Raw genomic sequence first — 16973 nt, forward strand, 5'->3', positions numbered from 1 at the left:
GGCCGCGGAGGCCGGTCAGTCGAGGTAGCCGCGGAGTTGGTCGGCGAAGGCGTGGTCCCGCAGCCTGCTGAGGGTCTTGGACTCGATCTGGCGGATGCGTTCGCGCGTCACGCCGAAGATCCGGCCGATCTCCTCCAGGGTGCGGGGCCGCCCGTCGTCCAGGCCGTAGCGGAGTTGGACGACCTTGCGTTCGCGTTCGCCGAGGGTGGAGAGGACCGCTTCCAGGTGCTGGCGCAGCAGCAGGAAGGCGGCGGACTCGACGGGGGAGGCGGCGTCGCCGTCCTCGATGAGGTCGCCGAAGGAGACGTCGTCCTCCTCGCCGACGGGGGCGTGCAGCGAGACCGGTTCCTGGGCCAGTCGCAGGACTTCGGTGACCCGCTCCGGGGTCAGGTCGAGCTGGGCGGCGACGTCCTCGGCGGTCGGCTCGAAGCCGCGTTCCTGGAGTATCCGGCGCTGCACCCGGACGACGCGGTTGATCAGCTCCACGACGTGGACCGGGACGCGTATGGTGCGGGCCTGGTCGGCCAGCGCGCGGGACATCGCCTGGCGGATCCACCAGGTCGCGTACGTGGAGAACTTGTAGCCCCGGGCGTAGTCGAACTTCTCCACCGCCCGGATCAGGCCGAGGTTCCCCTCCTGGACCAGGTCGAGCATGGTCAGCCCGCGGCCGACGTAGCGTTTGGCGACGGAGACGACGAGGCGCAGGTTGGCCTCGATGAGGCGGCGTTTGGCCGTGCGGCCCATGACCACGAGGCGGTCCAGGTCCACGGCGAGCCGCGAGTCCAGGTCCGGGGTGGTGGCGAGGCGTTCCTCGGCGAAGAGCCCGGCCTCGACGCGGCGGGCCAGCTCGACCTCCTCGGCGGCGGTGAGCAGCGGAATGCGGCCGATCTCGCGCAGGTACTGCCGGAAGAGGTCGGAGGTGGGGCCGCCGGAGTCCGCCCGGCCACGGGGCTCCGGGGGGTCGGGGAGGTGCGCCGATTCCACCATGACTGCCTCGGGTGCGTCTCCGGGCGGGCGGGCCGCCGTCTCCGGATGGTGCAGGGCCCTGTGCTGCGCCGGGATGGCCGCGATGGGCTCGGTCGTGGTCGTCACGGTCCGGGTCTGCACGGGGGCGACCTCCAGGTGATCGCTGCCGGATGACGGGGTGGGGGCCGACCGGTCCGGGCCTCGGGGTCTCCCCCCGCGGACCGCGTGCTCCGGGTGGCTCGGACACCGCCGGGTGTCGGGCACCCTCCAGTGTGGGGTACGACACACGACCGCCACGAGGGGCGTGCGGTGACTTTTTGAGTCCGGTCGGTTACCGGGTGATGACCCGGCCGGGCGGGCGGTGCACCGGGTCAGAGCGCGGCGGCGCCGTGGGTGCGCAGGGACTGGGCGTACTGCTGGAGCACCCAGACCTCGTTCTGCGCGGCGGCCAGCTCCGGGGGGGCCACGTGGCTGCCGAGGCGGGCGAGGCTGCCCTGCACGTCGTTGATGCGGCGGTCCACGGCGCGCAGCCGGACGTGGACGAGCTGGACGCCCGCGTAGGTCTCGTCGATGGTCCGGCCGTGGAAGATCTCGACGGCCAGCTCGGTGACGAGGTTGCGGACGGTGTCGTCGGGGGCGGCGTCCAGGACGGCCCCCAGGTAGGCCCGGTCGTCGACGAGGCCCTGCTCGGCGCCGCCCGCCTCCTCGATGCACCGGCGCACGGCCGCGTAGGGCGGGGCGGTGAACTCGTCCACGCCGTACGCGTCGAAGGCCGGGGAGACCAGGGCGGGCTTCTGGAGGGCGAGCTTGAGCAGCTCGCGCTCGGTGCGGTGGGCGGGGCTGCGGAGGTTGAGGGCGGGGCCGGAGAAGCCGGCGGGGGCGGCCGGAGCGGTGTGCTGCGGTGCCCCGCCGCGTTGGCCCTGGGGCCCGCCGCGTACGCCCTGGGGGCCGCCGCGGCCGCCTCGGTCCCCGTGGTCGCCGCCCCGGTCGCGGGCCCAGCGGGCGAGCTGGGCGACGCGGTGGACGACGAACTCCTGGTCGAGGATGCCGACGAACCCGGCGAGCTGGACGGCCACCTCGCGCTGCACGCTGCTGGTCTTGATCTTGGCGACGACGGCGGCGGCCTCGTCGAGCGCGGCCGCGCGGCCCGCCGGGGTCTCCAGGTCGTAGCGGCCGACGATCTGGCGCAGGGCGAACTCGAAGAGCGGGGTGCGCGGCTCGACCAGGTCGCGCACGGCGTCGTCGCCCTTGGCGAGCCGCAGGTCGCAGGGGTCCATGCCGTCCGGGGCGATGGCGATGTAGGTCTCGGCGGCGAACTTCTGGTCGTCCTCGAAGGCGCGCAGGGCGGCCTTCTGGCCCGCCGAGTCACCGTCGAAGGTGAAGATCACCCGGGCGCTGCCGTTGTCCATGAGGAGGCGGCGCAGGATCTTGATGTGGTCGTTGCCGAAGGCGGTGCCGCAGGTGGCGATGGCGGTGGTGACCCCGGCCAGATGGCAGGCCATGACGTCGGTGTAGCCCTCGACGACGACGGCCCGGCTGGCCTTGGCGATGTCCTTCTTGGCCAGGTCGATGCCGTACAGCACCTGGGACTTCTTGTAGATCGGGGTCTCGGGGGTGTTCAGGTACTTCGGGCCGTTGTCGTCGTCGCGCAGCTTGCGGGCGCCGAAGCCGACGATCTCCCCCGCGGTGTCGCTGATCGGCCACATCAGCCGGCCGCGGAAGCGGTCGATGGGGCCGCGGCGGCCGTCCTGGGAGAGCCCGGAGGTGATCAGCTCCTTGTCGCTGAAGCCCTTGCCGCGCAGATAGCGGGTGAGGTGGTCCCAGCCGGCCGGGCTGTAGCCGACGCCGAAGTGGGCGGCGGCGGCCTGGTCGAAGCCGCGCTCGGCGAGGAACTTCCGGCCGATCTCGGCCTCGGGGCCGTCCAGCTGGGCGACGTAGAACTCGGCGGCCGCCTTGTGGGCCTCGATCAGCCTGATGCGTTCGCCGCGCTGGTGGGAGGGGTTGTAGCCGCCCTCCTCGTAGCGCAGGGTGATGCCCGCCTTGGCGGCGAGGCGCTCGACCGTCTCCGAGAAGGAGAGATGGTCGATCTTCATCACGAAGGCGATCGTGTCGCCGCCCTCCTGGCAGCCGAAGCAGTGGAACAGGCCCTTGCCGGGGCTGACCTGGAAGGAGGGGGACTTCTCGTCGTGGAAGGGGCAGAGGCCTTTGAGGTTTCCGCCGCCCGCGTTGCGCAGCTGGAGGTATTCGGACACGACGGAGTCGATCGGGACCGCGTCCCGTACCGCCTTCACGTCGTCGTCATTGATCCTGCCAGCCACGCGTGAAGTCTACGGGTGGGCTCGGACAGCCGGACGCACCCCGGGCGGGCCGCCCGGGGTGCGGGCTCGGGCCCGCACCCCGGGCGCCGTCCTCAGAGCAGGGAGCCCAGCGGGACCGACGGGTCGGCGAGGGCCTCCGGGTCGTGCTGCTGACGGGCCCGGACCAGCTCCTGGATCGTCTCCGTGACATCCCACACGTTGACGTTCATCCCGGCGAGGACGCGGCGGTCCTTCAGCCAGAACGCGATGAACTCCCGCTTCCCGGCGTCGCCCCGGATGATCACCTCGTCGTAGGAGCCGGGCGGGGCCCAGCCGGAGTACTCCAGGCCCACGTCGTACTGGTCGGAGAAGAAGTACGGCACGCGGTCGTACGTCACGTCCTGGCCGAGCATGGCGCGGGCGGCGGCCGGTCCGCCGTTCAGGGCGTTCGCCCAGTGCTCGACGCGCAGCCGGGTGCCCAGCAGCGGGTGGGCGGCCGCGGCGACGTCACCGGCGGCGTAGATGTGCGGGTCGGAGGTGCGCAGCGAGGCGTCCACCGCGATGCCGCCGCCGTGGGCGCGCTCGGCCATCTCCAGCCCGGCGGCCTCGGCGAGGGCGGAGCGCGGGGCGGCGCCGATCGCGGCGAGCACGTCGTGGGCGGGGTGCTCCTCGCCGTCGTCGGTGCGGGCCGCGAGGACCATGCCGTCCTGGCCGGTGATCTCGGTGAGGCGGACGCCGAAGTGGAAGCGGACGCCGTGCGCGCTGTGCAGTTCGGTGAAGATCTGGCCCACTTCGGGGCCGACGACCTGGTGCAGCGGGGTGGCTTCCGCCTCGATGACGGTGACCTCGGCCCCGTACCCCCGGGCGGCGGCGGCGACTTCCAGGCCGATCCAGCCCGCTCCGGCGATGACGAGGTGACCGTTGTCGCGGCCGAGGGCGGCCAGCACGTTGCGCAGCCGGTCGGCGTGGGCGAGGCGGCGCAGATGGTGGACGCCCGCCAGGTCGGTGCCGGGGATGTCGAGGCGGCGCGGTTCGGAGCCGGTGGCCAGCAGGAGCTTGTCGTAGTGGATGACGGTGTTGTCGCCCAGCTGCACCGTCTTCGCGTAGCGGTCGAGCGCGGTGACCGGCTGGCCGAGGTGCAGCTCGATGTCGGCGCCCGCGTACCAGGGGCGCTCGTGGGTGAAGACGCTGTCGCGTTCGGACTTGCCCTCCAGGTATCCCTTGGAGAGCGGCGGGCGTTCGTAGGGGTGGTCGCGCTCGTCACCGATGAGGATCACCCGGCCGGTGAATCCTTCGGCACGCAGTGTTTCGGCCGCCTTCGCCCCTGCGAGTCCTGCTCCGACGATGACGAACGTCCGATGTGCGTCGACCACTTGATGCCTCCTCAGTACTGTGCTGCGCTGCGCCCCCGGCTGCGAGCGTCCCGCACGCAGCGTGATGGCGAAAGAGGGTGTGCCCCGGACAGGTCACACCCAGTGGTCAGATGTCCGGCCCCTTCCAGTCTGCCGGTCAGCGGTGGCGTGTGGTGAGCGCGGCGTGCAGGGATCGTGCGGAGGCGTCGGTGAGCGCGGCGATCTGGTCGACGAGGACCCGCTTGCGGGCGTGGTCGTCGGGCGCCTGGTCGAACAGGGCGCGGAAGTGCGGCTCCAGGCCCTCCGGGGCGCGGGCGGTGAGGGCGGCGGCCAGCTCGGCGATGACGATGCGCTGGTCGGCGCGGATGGCTTCCTGTTCGGCGCGCTGCATGACGTACCGGTCGGCGACCGCCTTGAGCACCGCGCACTCGTGGCGGACGGTGCGCGGGACGACCAACTGCGCGCCGTACCGGCCGAGGCGGCCGGGGCCGTACACTGCGCGGGTAGCGGTCTCGGCCTCGGTGCAGAAGCGGCCGATGAGCTGGCTGGTGGCGTCCTTCAGGCGGGCCTGGGCCACGGCGGAGCCGTCGTAGCCGTGCGGCCACCACTCCTGGTCGATCAGCCGGTCCAGGGCCTCGGCCAGCTCCTGCGGGTCGGTGTCGGCGGGGACGTACCTGCCGATGGCGACGCCCCAGATCTCCTCGCGCTCCGGCTCCGCTTCGAGGCAGTTGGGGTCGATGTGCCCGGCGTGCAGGCCGTCCTCGAAGTCGTGCACCGAATACGCCACGTCGTCGGACCAGTCCATCACCTGGGCCTCGAAGCAGGTGCGGTCCTCGGGGGCGCCCTCGCGGGCCCAGGCGAAGACCGGGAGGTCGTCCTCGTAGACCCCGAACTTCGCCGAGTGCGGGGCGGTGGGGTGCGCGCCGCGCGGCCAGGGGTACTTGGTGGCGGCGTCCAGGGCGGCCCGGGTCAGGTTGAGGCCGACGCTGACCAGCTCGCCGGTGCGCGGGTCGCGGACGAAGCGCTTGGGCTCCAGGCGGGTCAGCAGGCGCAGCGACTGGGCGTTTCCCTCGAAGCCGCCGCAGTCGGACGCGAAGTCGTTCAGGGCCTGTTCGCCGTTGTGGCCGAACGGGGGGTGGCCCATGTCGTGGGCGAGGCAGGCCGTCTCGACGAGGTCGGGGTCGCAGCCGAGGACGGCCCCCAGCTCGCGGCCGACCTGGGCGCACTCCAGTGAGTGGGTGAGGCGGGTGCGGGGGCTGGCGTCCCAGGCGAGGGAGCGGGTGCCGGGCGTGACCACCTGGGTCTTCCCGGCGAGCCTGCGCAGCGCGGCGGAGTGCAGGACCCGGGCCCGGTCGCGCTGGAAGGCGGTGCGGCCGGGGCGCTTGTCCGGCTCGGTGTCGAAGCGCTCGGTGTCGGCGGGGCCGTAGGGGCTCGCCGAGCCGCCGCCCTGCGCCCCGCGCCCCCCGGATGCCCGGTGCGTTCCGTGTGTCTGATCTGCCCCGTGCGCGCCCTGTGTGCCGTCCATGGTCCCGACAGTAGCGACCGCGACCGACAACGGCGGGGGAGCGGGCCCGCAAGTCAGGCGGAAGCGAGCAACCTCACCGCGTCGGCGGGGGCGGTCGCCGACACCGCCTGGTCGTAGCGGTGCAGCAGCAGGCGGGCCATCGCGGGGTGGGCGCCGAGGGGAGCGGCGGCGATGCGGGGTGCGGCGTCCGTGGCGGCGGCGCTCGCGAAGCGGCCGGGGGCGGTGAAGTACGAGGCGACGGCGGTCCGGTGGCGGCCCCGGTCGGCCAGCGCGCGCAGCGCTGCGGGAACGGTGGGGGCGGCGGCGGAGGCGTACGCCGGGACGACCGGGACCCCGAGGCGTTCGGCGAGCATCCGGGCGGTGCGCCGGGTGTCCTGGGCTGAGTCGGGGTCACGGGACCCGGCGGCGGCGAGGACCACGGCGGCACCCCGGCCGCCCCGGTCCGCGGGGTCCCAGCCCGCCTCGACGAGCCGCCCGTACAGCGCCTCCACCAGCAGCGGGTGCGGCCCGAGGGGGGCGGCGACCCGGGTGCGTACGGCGGGGGCGGCGGCCGCCGCCGCGGGCAGGTCGTGCTTGACGTGGTGGCCGCGCCCCAGGAGCAGCGGTACGAGGACGGCGTCGGCCCCGCGCAGGCCGTTCAGGGTGTCCGGGAGCAGGGGCGCGTTGAGCTCGATGTGGCCGAGCCGGACGTCGAGGCCGGGGCGCAGCTCGCGGACCCGGTCCAGGAGGGCGAGCACGGTGCCCAGGGCCGCCGGGTCGCGGCTGCCGTGCGCGACGGCGACCAGGGCGGGGGCGGGCGAACCGCCGTGCTCGCCCGGGGCGGGGCGGTGGGGCTGCCGGGTGCGGTGCATGGGCCTGCGGGTTCCGTTCCGGGAGACGAGGCTGAGCTGGGTGCCGAGCTGGGCGGTGATACGGGTGAGGAGTTGCGCCGTGCTGTCGAGGACAGGCCCGGGGGGCGGGGAGGACTGGCGAGGCGGTTGCTTGGCCGGCTCCGTCATGGACCGATGGTGCCCGGCGGAGGTTGCCGGGCCGTTGCGCGAGGGTCACAGGGGTTTTCCGCCGCCTCACGGATGCGGCGGGAACGGTGTGCGGTGCCGGACGCCACAGATGGGGTTCCGGGCGAACCGTTGCGGCCCTCCGGTCGTCAGGTCAGGTGGGGACACGACGAACGGACGGACGAATGATCAGGGGGACGCTTGTGCGCGCGCAGGGACGGAAGAGGCTCGGCCGACGGGGCCGGCGGCGGCTCGTACAGGGGCTGATGGCCGCTTGCGTGCTCGCCCTCGTGCCCGCCACCTGGATGCGCCTCGGCGCCGGTGACCGGGTGGGGACGACGGCCGAGGCCCCGGAGCGGGAGGTCGCCGTGGTGTTCGGCGCCGGGCTGTGGAAGGGCCGCCCGACCCCGTACCTCGCCCACCGCCTGGACGCCGCGGCCGAGCTGTACCGGACGGGGAAGGTGAAGGTCGTCCTGGTCACCGGGGACAACAGCCGAGTGGAGTACGACGAGCCGGACGCCATGCGCACGTATCTCACCGAGCGCGGGGTGCCCGACGGGCGGATCGTGAGCGACTACGCCGGGTTCGACAGCTGGGACTCCTGTGTCCGGGCCCGGAAGATCTTCGGGGTGGACCGGGCGGTGCTGGTGACCCAGGGCTTCCACATCCACCGGGCGGTCACGCTGTGCCGTTTCGCCGGGATCGACGCGTACGGGGTCGCGGTCGACGAGCCACGGGACGCGACCTGGTATTACGGCGGGGCCCGGGAGCTGGCCGCTTCCGGCAAGGCGGCCCTGGACGCCCTGTTCCGGCCCGACCCGCGCTTCCTGGGGCCCGAGGAACCGGGCGTGGCGGAGGCGCTGGCCGCCGGGGGCGGGGGGACCGGGACCCGCTGACGGCGGAAGCGGGGGCGCGATGACGACGGGGGCCGGGGGCCGTTGACGGCGGAAGCCGGGACCCCCTGACGGCGGGCGGCGGTGCGCCCCGTTCCGCCGCCCGGGTGTCGTGCGCCGTCAGCGGGTGTCCGGGCCGCCCGGGGCTCGTCCGGTGATCCACCGCCCCTCGGGGATGAGGACGCCGCCGGTCCGCAGCGAGCGGGTGACGGCGGCCGCGGCGAGGTAGACCCAGGCCTGCACGGGCTCCCCGGCCCCGCCGGGCGGGCCGCCCGCACCGCCCGCCGCCGGGTCGGGCGCCGGCTCGACCTCACGGACGACCCGCTCGTACAGGTTGCGCGGGTGGCCCGGGCCGAGGAACTCCTCCAGGTGGTCCAGGAGCCCGAGCAGCTCCCCGTACACCCCGGGCGCGGCGACGAGCAGCGTGCCGTGGACCCGGCCGTGGCCGTCGATCGCGTACGGGTAGCCGGGCCCGTCGTAGAGCAGCGCCCGGGGCAGCACGGCCGGGCGCTCCCCCGTCGTACGGCCGCGGAGGAACAGGTCGTGGTTGGGTTCGCCGGGGAGCAGCGTCCCGTACACGAAGAAGGGCCGTTCGACGGCGGGCGGGGAGCCGGGGGCGGTAGCGCTCACGGCCGCCGTCACAGAGCGGCTTCGGGGGCCGTCTCCGCCGTCACCCAGCCGAGGTAGCGGGCGCTGCCTCGGATCACCGGCAGGGCGATGATCTCCGGCGTGTCGTAGTCGTGCTCCCGTTCGATGAGCGCTTCCAGTTCGTCGTAGCGCTCGGCGGTCGTCTTGAGGAACACCTGCCACTCCTCGGTCGACTCGATGGCGTTCTGCCACCGGTAGACCGAGGTGACGGGGGCGGAGATCTGCGCGCAGGCCGCCAGCCGGGCCTCCACCGCGGACCGGGCCAGCTGACGGGCCTTGTCCTCGCTGTCGGTCGTGGTCAGTACGGTCAGCCATGCCGGCGGCGCTGTCATCGTCGGTCTCCTCGGAGTACGGCGGGCCCCTGCCCCGGGGCCCTGACCCGATTGTCGGTCCCCCGCGGTTCAGCCGCCGTACGGACGGAGATTCCGGGCGTCCCGCAGCGCGGTTCCCCACCACACCAGCTGGTCCAGCATCGTCTTGGCCGCCGCGTCGGCGTCGGCCGGGTCCCGGTGGCGTCCCTCGTCGTCGAAGAGGGCGCCCGCGTTGTGGAAGGAGACGGTGTCGCGGACGGTGACGGTGTGCTGTTCGGCGAAGACCTGGCGGAGCTGCTCGACGGCCCGCAGGCCCCCCGAGACGCCTCCGTACGAAACGAAGGCGACGGGCTTGGCCTGCCACTCCTCGCGGTGCCAGTCGATCAGGTTCTTCAGCGGGGCGGGGAAGGAGTGGTTGTACTCGGGGGTGATCACGACGAAGGCGTCGGCCGCCGCCAACCGGGTGGAGACCGCGTCGAGCCGGGAGGCTTCCTCGGGGCCGGGGCTGAAGGAGAGGGCGGTGGGGAGGTCGGCCTCCGCGACGTCCACGAGGTCGGTCTCGATGCTTGGGTGGCGGGCCGCGCGGCCCAGGAACCAGTCGGCGATCACGGGACCGAAGCGGCCCGTGCGGTTGCTGCCGAGGATGACGGCCACCTTGAGGGGGGCCGGGGCGGATACGGGAGATACCGGTGTGGTGTTCATGGGGTCGAGCTTTCAGCCTCAACCATGGTTCAGGTCAAGCCCGTCGGTCGAACCCTGGCCGAAACGTTTTACCGTGGCCGGATGAGGACGCAACGATTCGCCGTCCATGTCGAGTTCGACGGGCACCCGGCCACCGAGGACGATCTGCTGATTCCCGCCCTCCAGGGTTTCGGCCACTTCACCGCCCTACAGGTGCGGGACGGCGGCGTGCGGGGGCTCGGGCTGCATCTCGCCCGGCTGGACGCCGCGAACCGGGAGCTGTTCGGCCGGCCCCTGGACGGCGGCCGGGTGCGGGAGCTGATCCGGCACGCCCTGGACGGAGCGGGGGCCGGGACGGGGGTGCGGGACGCCTCGGTGCGGGTGAACGGCTACCTGCCGCCCGGGGGCGGCCGTACGCGGGTGATGGTGACCGTTGACGAGCCCGCGCGGCCGTCGACCGGGGCACGGAGCCTGAGGTCGGTGCCGTACGCGCGCACCGCCCCGCACATCAAGCGGCCCGGCGACTTCGGGCAGGCGTACCACCGGCTGCTGGCCGGGCGGGCGGGCTTCGACGAGGCGCTGCTGACGCTGCCCGGCGGGGTGGTGGCCGAGGGCGCGACCACCAGCATCGGCTTCTGGGACGGGGCCTCGGTGGTGTGGCCCGACGCCCCGGCACTCACCGGCACCACGATGACGCTGCTGGACCAGGGGCTGGAGCGGGCCGGACGGCCGTCGGTGCGGCGCCCGGTGACACTGGAGGGCCCGGACGGCGTGGGCCGCTACCGGGCGGCCTTCGTCTGCAACGCTCGGGGCATCGCGCCGGTGGGGCGGATCGACGACCGGCGGTTCCCGGTCGACGAGGAGCTGCTGAGGCAGCTGGACCGGGCGTACGGGAGCACCCCGCCGGACGCCCTGTGACGCCCGTGCTCCCGGGGGGCGGAGCTGGGGTCCTGAGCGGTGCCGGACCATGGGGGCATGCAGATGCAGATCCATATCGAGGCGTCGGACCTTCCCGGCCGTGCCTGCGGCCCGGAGAGCGACTTCCCCGGGTTCGCGAACATCCACGTCGGCGTCCAGCGCAAGGACCGGCCCGGCGAGCTGCTCGGCCTGCACCCGGGGGACGCCCCGTCGGCCGCGTGGACGCTCGACTGCACGGCCACCCCGACGGCGGACGGGATCGAGGTGTCGGGACCGTACGTGCAGAACCGGCTGGGCGGGCGGTTCGTCTATCTGTCCTGGGGCACGGTGGACGACGCCGGGGTCTTCACCATGTTCCGGCGCGCCAAGCTGATGTTCGGCGACATCGGCCCGGACGTCCTCGAAGCCGCCGCGCGCACCGGGCATCTGACCGGGCGACTCGGACTCACCGACGCCAAGGGGCAGCCGCTGTGCGCCCGGGTGCGCCCGCCGCAGATCACCTGGAGCGCCACGGACGGGACGTGACCGCGCCGGTGGTCGGCCGGAGGCCGATCCGGTAGCGGCCGGAGGCCGATCCGGCACCGCCCCCCACCGGACCCCGGGGGCAGAGGGTCCGGTGGGTGCGGGTGCCGTGGGGGGCGGGGATGAGTCCCGTGGGGGACGGTTACTTGCGTGTGCCCGGCCCCCGCGAGGCCATACGTGTGAGCTACGTCACATCTCGCCCGCCCAGCCGGCCGCCCGGTCACCCGATCGGCACCCGGGCGGCCGGCACGGACCGAACGGCCCAGCCGCACCGCCACGACCTGCGGTGATCCATTCCGGCAAGGGTGCCGCGCCGGTCCGTACGAGTGAAAGCTGATTCAGCGTCAGAAGGCGCGGGCGGCCCTGCCCCCGTTGTCTCGGGGACAGGACACACCTGCTCGCGCCGTCTGCCCGGAGGATCCCCATGCGCAGTCCTGCCCGCCTTGTGACCGGCACCGTCGGTGCCGCGTTCACCGTCATCGCGCTCGGTCTCACCACCGCCGCCCCGTCCGCGTACGCAGGCGACGTCGGCCGACTGGAGATCACCCCGTCGACCGCGACCCCGGGGGCCACCGTCACCGTGAACACCACCCTCTGCGGCCCGAAGGGGGGTGACGGCGACGCCAGCGACCTGAACGCCGAGGACTTCAAGGTGCGTCCCGGCACCCACAAGGAGGACTCCGTCGGCCGGTTCACCGTGCCGCACGACACCAGGCCCGGCACCTACGAGGTCTTCGTCTTCTGCCACAACGGCAAGGACGCGGCAGGCAGCCTCAAGGTGATCGGCGGCGGCAGGCACGAGAAGCCGTCCGGCCATGTGCGGACCGGGGTGGGCGGCAGCGTCGAGCCGGACTCCACACAGGTCGCGCTCGGCGTCGGCGTGATCGGCCTGGCGGCCGTCGGAGGCCTGTGGCTGCTGCGTCGCCGCTCCGAGGGCACCGAAGGAAGCTGAACCACCGCTTCCCCACCGACCGGGCGGGGCGCGTCCCCGAGCGCGCTCCGCCCGCCCTCCTCGCGCCGCCCTCGTCACGAAGAACGACGAAGAAGACGAAGAAGACGAAGGACTACCCAGGCAGACGAAGGACGACGACGTGTCCCAGAGTGCGCAGAAGGCCAAGGGCTGGCTGGTGGGCATCGCCGTGCTGTGCGGCATCTGGCTCGTCCAGAACGGCTCCGGCGCCCAGCTGATCCCGCCGCAGCCCTCCAGCGCCCAGGCCTTCGCCGCCGGGCCCGAGCTCCAGCCCGGCTCCCCCGTCGCCGCACCGCTGCCCTCCTCCGAGCCGGTCCGCATCCGCATCCCGAGCATCGAGGTGGACGCGCCGATGACACGGCTGGGGCTGGCCGCCGACGGCAGCCTCGACGTGCCGCCGGACGAGGACCGCAACCTCGCGGGCTGGTACGGGGGCGGGGTGCCGCCCGGCGCGCAGGGCACCGCGATCGTGGCCGGGCACGTGGACAACGCCGAAGGGCCGTCCGTCTTCTACGCCCTGGGCGCCCTGACCAAGGGGGCCCGGGTCGAGGTGGTCCGCAGGGACGGGCGCGTCGCCGTCTTCTCGATCGACGCCATCGAGGTCTACGACAACGACGACTTCCCCGACCGGCGCGTCTACGGCGACTCGCCGCACGCCGCGCTGCGGCTGATCACCTGCGGCGGCGGCTTCTCCAAGGAGACCGGCTACCAGGGCAACGTGGTGGCGTACGCGCACCTGACCGACGTCCGCTGAACGCAACCCGCCCCCCCTACGCGTTCCACTGGTCGAAGCCGAGCTTGGCGACCAGCGAGAACACCACGGTCAGCAGCACCGCGCGAACGAAGCCGCTCCCCCGGCTCAACGCCATCCGGGCCCCGACCATCCCGCCCGCGAGGTTGAAGACGGCCATCACGGCCGCCAGCTGCCACAGCACCGTGCCCTGGTACGCGAACATCGCCAGCGCCCCGCCGTTGGTGCACACGTTGACGATCTTCGCGGTGGCCGACGCGGTCACCAGGTCCAGGTGGAGCACGGCGGTCAGCGCCAGCACCAGGAAGGTGCCGGTGCCCGGCCCGAACAGTCCGTCGTAGAAGCCGATCCCGCCGCCGACCAGCACGATCGCGGTGACGATCCGGGCTCGGCCGACCGGCCGTCCGGTGCCGTCGCCCGCCGCGGCCGTGCCGAACGAGGGGCGCAGCATGACGAATGCCGCGACCCCGAGCAGCACCACCATGATCACCGGGCGGAGCACCTCGCTGCTGATCCCGGCGGCGAAGAACGCCCCGGTCATCGACCCGGCGAGCGCCATCAACCCGACCCGTACCGCGAGCCCGACCCGTACCGGGGCCTTGCGGACGAACGTCACGGCCGCGCCCGTGGTCCCCACGATCGCGACGGCCTTGTTGGTCCCGAGGATGTGGGCCGCCGGTACGTTCGGCAGGCCGAGCAGGAGCGCGGGCAGGAGCAGCAGTCCGCCCCCGCCCACCACGGCGTCGACCCAGCCCGCGGCGGCCGCGGCCAGGCAGAGGAGAACGAGGACGGTCAGCGATATCTCGGGCACGGCCCGACACTAAGGGGTGTCCCGGACCGTCTTCGAAAAGGCCCCGCACCCCCCGCTGGCCCTCCGAAGGCCCCCACGCCCCCGGCCGGCCCTCCGAAGGCCCCTCACACACCCCCGGCGGCGACGCTGAGCGCAAGGTTCCGCCCGGGAAACCGGAGGGATGCGGCCGGGTAACACCTCCCGCCCAGGCTCATGGCATGAGGACAACCGACGGAGGCCACTGATGCCGGAGCCCACCACCCCGAACTCCCCGGCGCACACCGCCGTACCGACGATCGTGGTCGTCGGGCACGGCATGGTCGGCCAGCGGTTCCTGGAGGCCCTGGCCGGGCGCGGACTGACCCCGGCGGCCGGCGGGGCCCGGGTCGTCGTGCTCTGCGAGGAGCCCCGGCCCGCCTACGACCGGGTGCAGCTGACCTCGTACTTCACTGGGCGCAGCCCCGAGGACCTCTCCCTGGTGGAGCCGGGGTTCATGGAGCGGCACGGCTTCGAGCTGTACGTGGGCGACCCGGCGGAGAGCGTCGACCGGGCGGGGCGGACGGTGACCGCGCGGTCCGGGGCGGTGTTCCCGTACGACACGCTGGTGCTGGCGACGGGCTCGTACCCGTTCGTGCCGCCGGTGCCGGGGAAGGACGCCCGGGGCTGTTTCGTGTACCGGACCATCGAGGACCTCCTCGCGATCGAGGAGTACGCGAAGGGGGCGGCCACCGGTGCGGTGGTCGGCGGCGGACTGCTCGGCCTGGAGGCGGCGGGGGCGCTGAAGGGGCTCGGGCTGCGCACCCACGTGGTGGAGTTCGCGCCCCGGCTGATGCCGGTCCAGGTGGACGAGGGCGGGGGCGCGGCGCTGCTGCGGACGATCGAGGAGATGGGGCTGACCGTCCACACGGGGGTCGGTACGCAGGAGGTCCTCGCGGACGCGGGCGGGGCGGTGAGCGGGATGGCGCTGTCGGACGGGTCCTCGCTCGCCACCGATCTGGTGGTCTTCTCGGCGGGCGTACGGCCCCGGGACCAGCTGGCCCGCGACTGCGGTCTGGCGGTCGGCGAGCGCGGCGGGATCGTCGTGGACGAGCAGTGCCGGACGTCGGACCCGGCGGTGTTCGCGATCGGTGAGTGCGCGCTCGCCGCCGACGGCCGGGTGTACGGGCTGGTGGCGCCCGGCTACGAGATGGCCGAGACGGCGGCCGAGGCGCTGGTGGGCGGGCGGTCCGCGTTCACCGGGGCGGACCTGTCGACGAAGCTGAAGCTGCTCGGTGTGGACGTGGCCTCGTTCGGGGACGCGCACGGGGCGGCCGACGGCTCGCTGGACGTGGTGTACTCCGACGCCCGCTCGGGGGTGTACAAGAAGCTGGTGATCGCGCCGGACGGCACCCTGCTGGGCGGGGTGCTGGTCGGGGACGCGGACCAGTACGGCACCCTGCGGCCGATGACGGGCACGGTGCTGCCGGTCGCCCCCGAGCAGCTGGTGCTGCCCGCCGGGGCGGGCGGTCCGGTGATGCTCGGCCCGTCCGCGCTGCCGGACGAGGCGGTGATCTGCTCCTGCCACAACGTCACCAAGGGCGCGGTCTGCGAACACACCACGCTGCCCGAGGTGAAGAAGTGCACCAAGGCCGGTACGGGCTGCGGCGGCTGCCTCAAGGTGATCGGCCAGCTGCTGCCGCCGCCCGAGGACGCGGGGCTGTGCGGCTGCTTCCCGTACAGCCGCAGCGAGCTGTACGAGATCGTCCGCACCCTGCGGGTCACCTCCTTCGCCGAGCTGCTCGACTCGCACGGCCGCCAGGAGGCGCGGGGCGGGGACGGCTGCGAGGTCTGCAAGCCGACGGTCGGCTCGGTCATCGCCTCGCTGGCCCCGGCGGTCGGCGCGAGCGGCTATGTGCTGGACGGCGAGCAGGCCGCGCTCCAGGACACCAACGACCACTTCCTGGCCAACCTCCAGCGCAACGGGTCGTACTCGATCGTGCCGCGCATCCCGGGCGGTGAGATCACCCCGGAGAAGCTCATCGTGATCGGCGAGGTGGCCCGTGACTTCGGCCTCTACACGAAGATCACCGGGGGCCAGCGCATCGACCTCTTCGGCGCCCGGGTCGACCAGCTCCCGCTGATCTGGACCCGGCTGGTGGACGCGGGCTTCGAGTCGGGCCACGCGTACGGGAAGTCTCTGCGCACGGTCAAGTCCTGTGTGGGGCAGACCTGGTGCCGCTACGGCGTACAGGACTCGGTGAAGATGGCGATCGACCTGGAGCTGCGCTACCGGGGCCTGCGCTCCCCGCACAAGCTGAAGTCGGCGGTCTCCGGCTGCGCCCGCGAGTGCGCGGAGGCCCGGGGCAAGGACTTCGGGATCATCGCCACCGCCCAGGGCTGGAACCTGTACGTCGGCGGCAACGGCGGGGCCACCCCGCGCCACGCCGACCTGCTGGCCCAGGACCTCTCGGACGCCGAACTGGTGCGGCTGATCGACCGGTTCCTGATGTTCTACATCCGTACGGCGGACCGGCTGGAGCGCACCTCGGCCTGGCTGGAGCGGATCGACGGCGGTCTGGAGCACGTCCGGGACGTGGTCGTCCACGACTCGCTGGGGATCTGCGAGGAGCTGGAGCGGCTGATGGCCGGGCATGTGGCGGGCTACCGCGACGAGTGGGCCGAGACCATCAGCGACCCGGAGCGGCTGCGCCGCTTCGTCACCTTCGTCAACGCGCCCGAGGCCCCCGACCCCTCGGTGAAGTTCGTTCCGGAACGCGATCAGATCAAGCCGGATCTGGAGCTGCTGGCCGGTCCGGTGCTCGCCGTCCGCACCCTCGAAGGGACCGCATCCTGATGACCACGGAGACGATCACCACGAAGACGGCGGCCTCGGAGACGGCGGCCTCGGAAGCCACGGTCTCGGAGACGGCGGCCTCGGAGACGGTCCGGCTGTGCTGCGCGGACGCGTGGCTGCCGGTCTGCGACCGGTCGCTGCTCACCCCCGGGCGCGGCGTCGCGGTGCTGCTGCCGGACGGAGACCAGGCGGCCCTGTTCATGGACCGCTCCGGGCAGGTGTACGCGATCGGCAACCGGGACCCGTTCACCGGGGCGTACGTCCTCTCGCGCGGGCTGCTCGGCTCGGCCGACGGGCGGCCGTTCGTGGCCTCACCCCTGCTCAAGCAGCGCTTCGACCTGGCCACGGGGGCCTGTCTGGACGACGAGGCGGCGGCGGTGCCGGTGTTCGCGGTGCGGACGGACTGAGGGCGCGGGGCGGGTGCGTACCGGCCCGCACCCGCCCCTCCCCCGGACGTTCACCTGCTATTGACGGACAGTCAACTCCGTACTCCTACAGTCGCGATGCGCGACCCGCCGGTC

Annotated in this window: 16 protein-coding genes; 7 read left to right on the forward strand and 9 right to left on the reverse strand. The window is 73.5% G+C overall.

The features are described from left to right. Positions 1-15: 15 nt before the first annotated feature. From ACZ5WC_RS03505 to ACZ5WC_RS03525, 5 genes are all read right to left on the reverse strand, one after another. Positions 16-1107, reverse strand: a complete 1092-nt coding sequence (locus tag ACZ5WC_RS03505; protein WP_468539258.1) for an RNA polymerase sigma factor — start codon at positions 1105-1107, stop codon at positions 16-18. 230 nt (positions 1108-1337) lie between these two features. Continuing rightward, positions 1338-3284: a DNA primase gene (dnaG, locus tag ACZ5WC_RS03510; RefSeq protein WP_468539259.1), complete on the reverse strand. Its 1947-nt coding sequence runs from the start codon at positions 3282-3284 to the stop codon at positions 1338-1340. A gap of 92 nt (positions 3285-3376) precedes the next feature. Then, positions 3377-4636, reverse strand: coding sequence for an NAD(P)/FAD-dependent oxidoreductase (locus tag ACZ5WC_RS03515; protein ID WP_468539260.1), 1260 nt, complete (start codon positions 4634-4636; stop codon positions 3377-3379). Between the two features lie 136 nt (positions 4637-4772). Next, positions 4773-6140: a deoxyguanosinetriphosphate triphosphohydrolase gene (locus tag ACZ5WC_RS03520; protein ID WP_468539261.1), complete on the reverse strand. Its 1368-nt coding sequence runs from the start codon at positions 6138-6140 to the stop codon at positions 4773-4775. 53 nt (positions 6141-6193) lie between these two features. Beyond that, positions 6194-7138: a sirohydrochlorin chelatase gene (locus ACZ5WC_RS03525; protein ID WP_468539262.1), complete on the reverse strand. Its 945-nt coding sequence runs from the start codon at positions 7136-7138 to the stop codon at positions 6194-6196. 182 nt (positions 7139-7320) lie between these two features. Here ACZ5WC_RS03525 and ACZ5WC_RS03530 point away from each other — a divergent pair, with 182 nt between their 5' ends. Then, positions 7321-8031, forward strand: coding sequence for a SanA/YdcF family protein (locus ACZ5WC_RS03530; protein ID WP_468539263.1), 711 nt, complete (start codon positions 7321-7323; stop codon positions 8029-8031). Positions 8032-8148: 117 nt separating this feature from the next. On the opposite strand, the gene ACZ5WC_RS03535 is transcribed toward ACZ5WC_RS03530, so the two are convergent. From ACZ5WC_RS03535 to ACZ5WC_RS03545, 3 genes are all read right to left on the reverse strand, one after another. Further along, positions 8149-8670 carry a gamma-glutamylcyclotransferase family protein gene (locus ACZ5WC_RS03535; protein WP_468539264.1) on the reverse strand — a complete coding sequence of 174 codons (522 nt, stop codon included), beginning with the start codon at positions 8668-8670 and terminating at the stop codon, positions 8149-8151. Continuing rightward, positions 8667-9008, reverse strand: coding sequence for a divalent-cation tolerance protein CutA (gene cutA, locus ACZ5WC_RS03540; RefSeq protein ID WP_468539265.1), 342 nt, complete (start codon positions 9006-9008; stop codon positions 8667-8669). Before cutA ends, ACZ5WC_RS03535 begins: the two co-directional genes overlap by 4 nt. Positions 9009-9077: 69 nt before the next feature. Further along, a complete protein-coding gene (locus ACZ5WC_RS03545; protein ID WP_468539266.1) occupies positions 9078-9689 on the reverse strand; it encodes an NADPH-dependent FMN reductase in 612 nt (203 codons plus the stop codon). 81 nt (positions 9690-9770) lie between these two features. Between ACZ5WC_RS03545 and ACZ5WC_RS03550 the strand changes: the two genes are divergently transcribed. From ACZ5WC_RS03550 to ACZ5WC_RS03565, 4 genes are all read left to right on the forward strand, one after another. Next, positions 9771-10586 (forward strand): aminotransferase class IV, encoded by an 816-nt coding sequence (locus ACZ5WC_RS03550; RefSeq protein ID WP_468539267.1) that lies wholly within the window; start codon positions 9771-9773, stop codon positions 10584-10586. A gap of 63 nt (positions 10587-10649) precedes the next feature. After that, a complete protein-coding gene (locus ACZ5WC_RS03555; protein ID WP_468539406.1) occupies positions 10650-11111 on the forward strand; it encodes a DUF5990 family protein in 462 nt (153 codons plus the stop codon). A gap of 421 nt (positions 11112-11532) precedes the next feature. Continuing rightward, on the forward strand, positions 11533-12060 hold the full coding sequence (locus tag ACZ5WC_RS03560) for a hypothetical protein (RefSeq protein ID WP_468539268.1): 528 nt from the start codon (positions 11533-11535) through the stop codon (positions 12058-12060). 139 nt (positions 12061-12199) lie between these two features. Then, complete coding sequence (locus ACZ5WC_RS03565) at positions 12200-12832, forward strand: class F sortase (protein WP_468539269.1); 633 nt, start codon at positions 12200-12202, stop codon at positions 12830-12832. A gap of 16 nt (positions 12833-12848) precedes the next feature. Here ACZ5WC_RS03565 and ACZ5WC_RS03570 read toward each other — a convergent pair whose 3' ends face one another. Then, positions 12849-13640, reverse strand: coding sequence for a TSUP family transporter (locus tag ACZ5WC_RS03570; RefSeq protein WP_468539270.1), 792 nt, complete (start codon positions 13638-13640; stop codon positions 12849-12851). A gap of 223 nt (positions 13641-13863) precedes the next feature. On the opposite strand from ACZ5WC_RS03570, the gene nirB reads away from it, so the two are divergent. Both nirB and nirD read left to right on the forward strand, forming a co-directional pair. After that, positions 13864-16452 carry a nitrite reductase large subunit NirB gene (nirB, locus tag ACZ5WC_RS03575; RefSeq protein WP_468539271.1) on the forward strand — a complete coding sequence of 863 codons (2589 nt, stop codon included), beginning with the start codon at positions 13864-13866 and terminating at the stop codon, positions 16450-16452. Further along, positions 16452-16859 carry a nitrite reductase small subunit NirD gene (gene nirD / locus ACZ5WC_RS03580; protein WP_468539272.1) on the forward strand — a complete coding sequence of 136 codons (408 nt, stop codon included), beginning with the start codon at positions 16452-16454 and terminating at the stop codon, positions 16857-16859. Before nirB ends, nirD begins: the two co-directional genes overlap by 1 nt. The last annotated feature ends 114 nt before the right edge of the window (positions 16860-16973 follow it).

This window comes from Streptomyces sp. NPDC033165 (assembly GCF_055577965.1).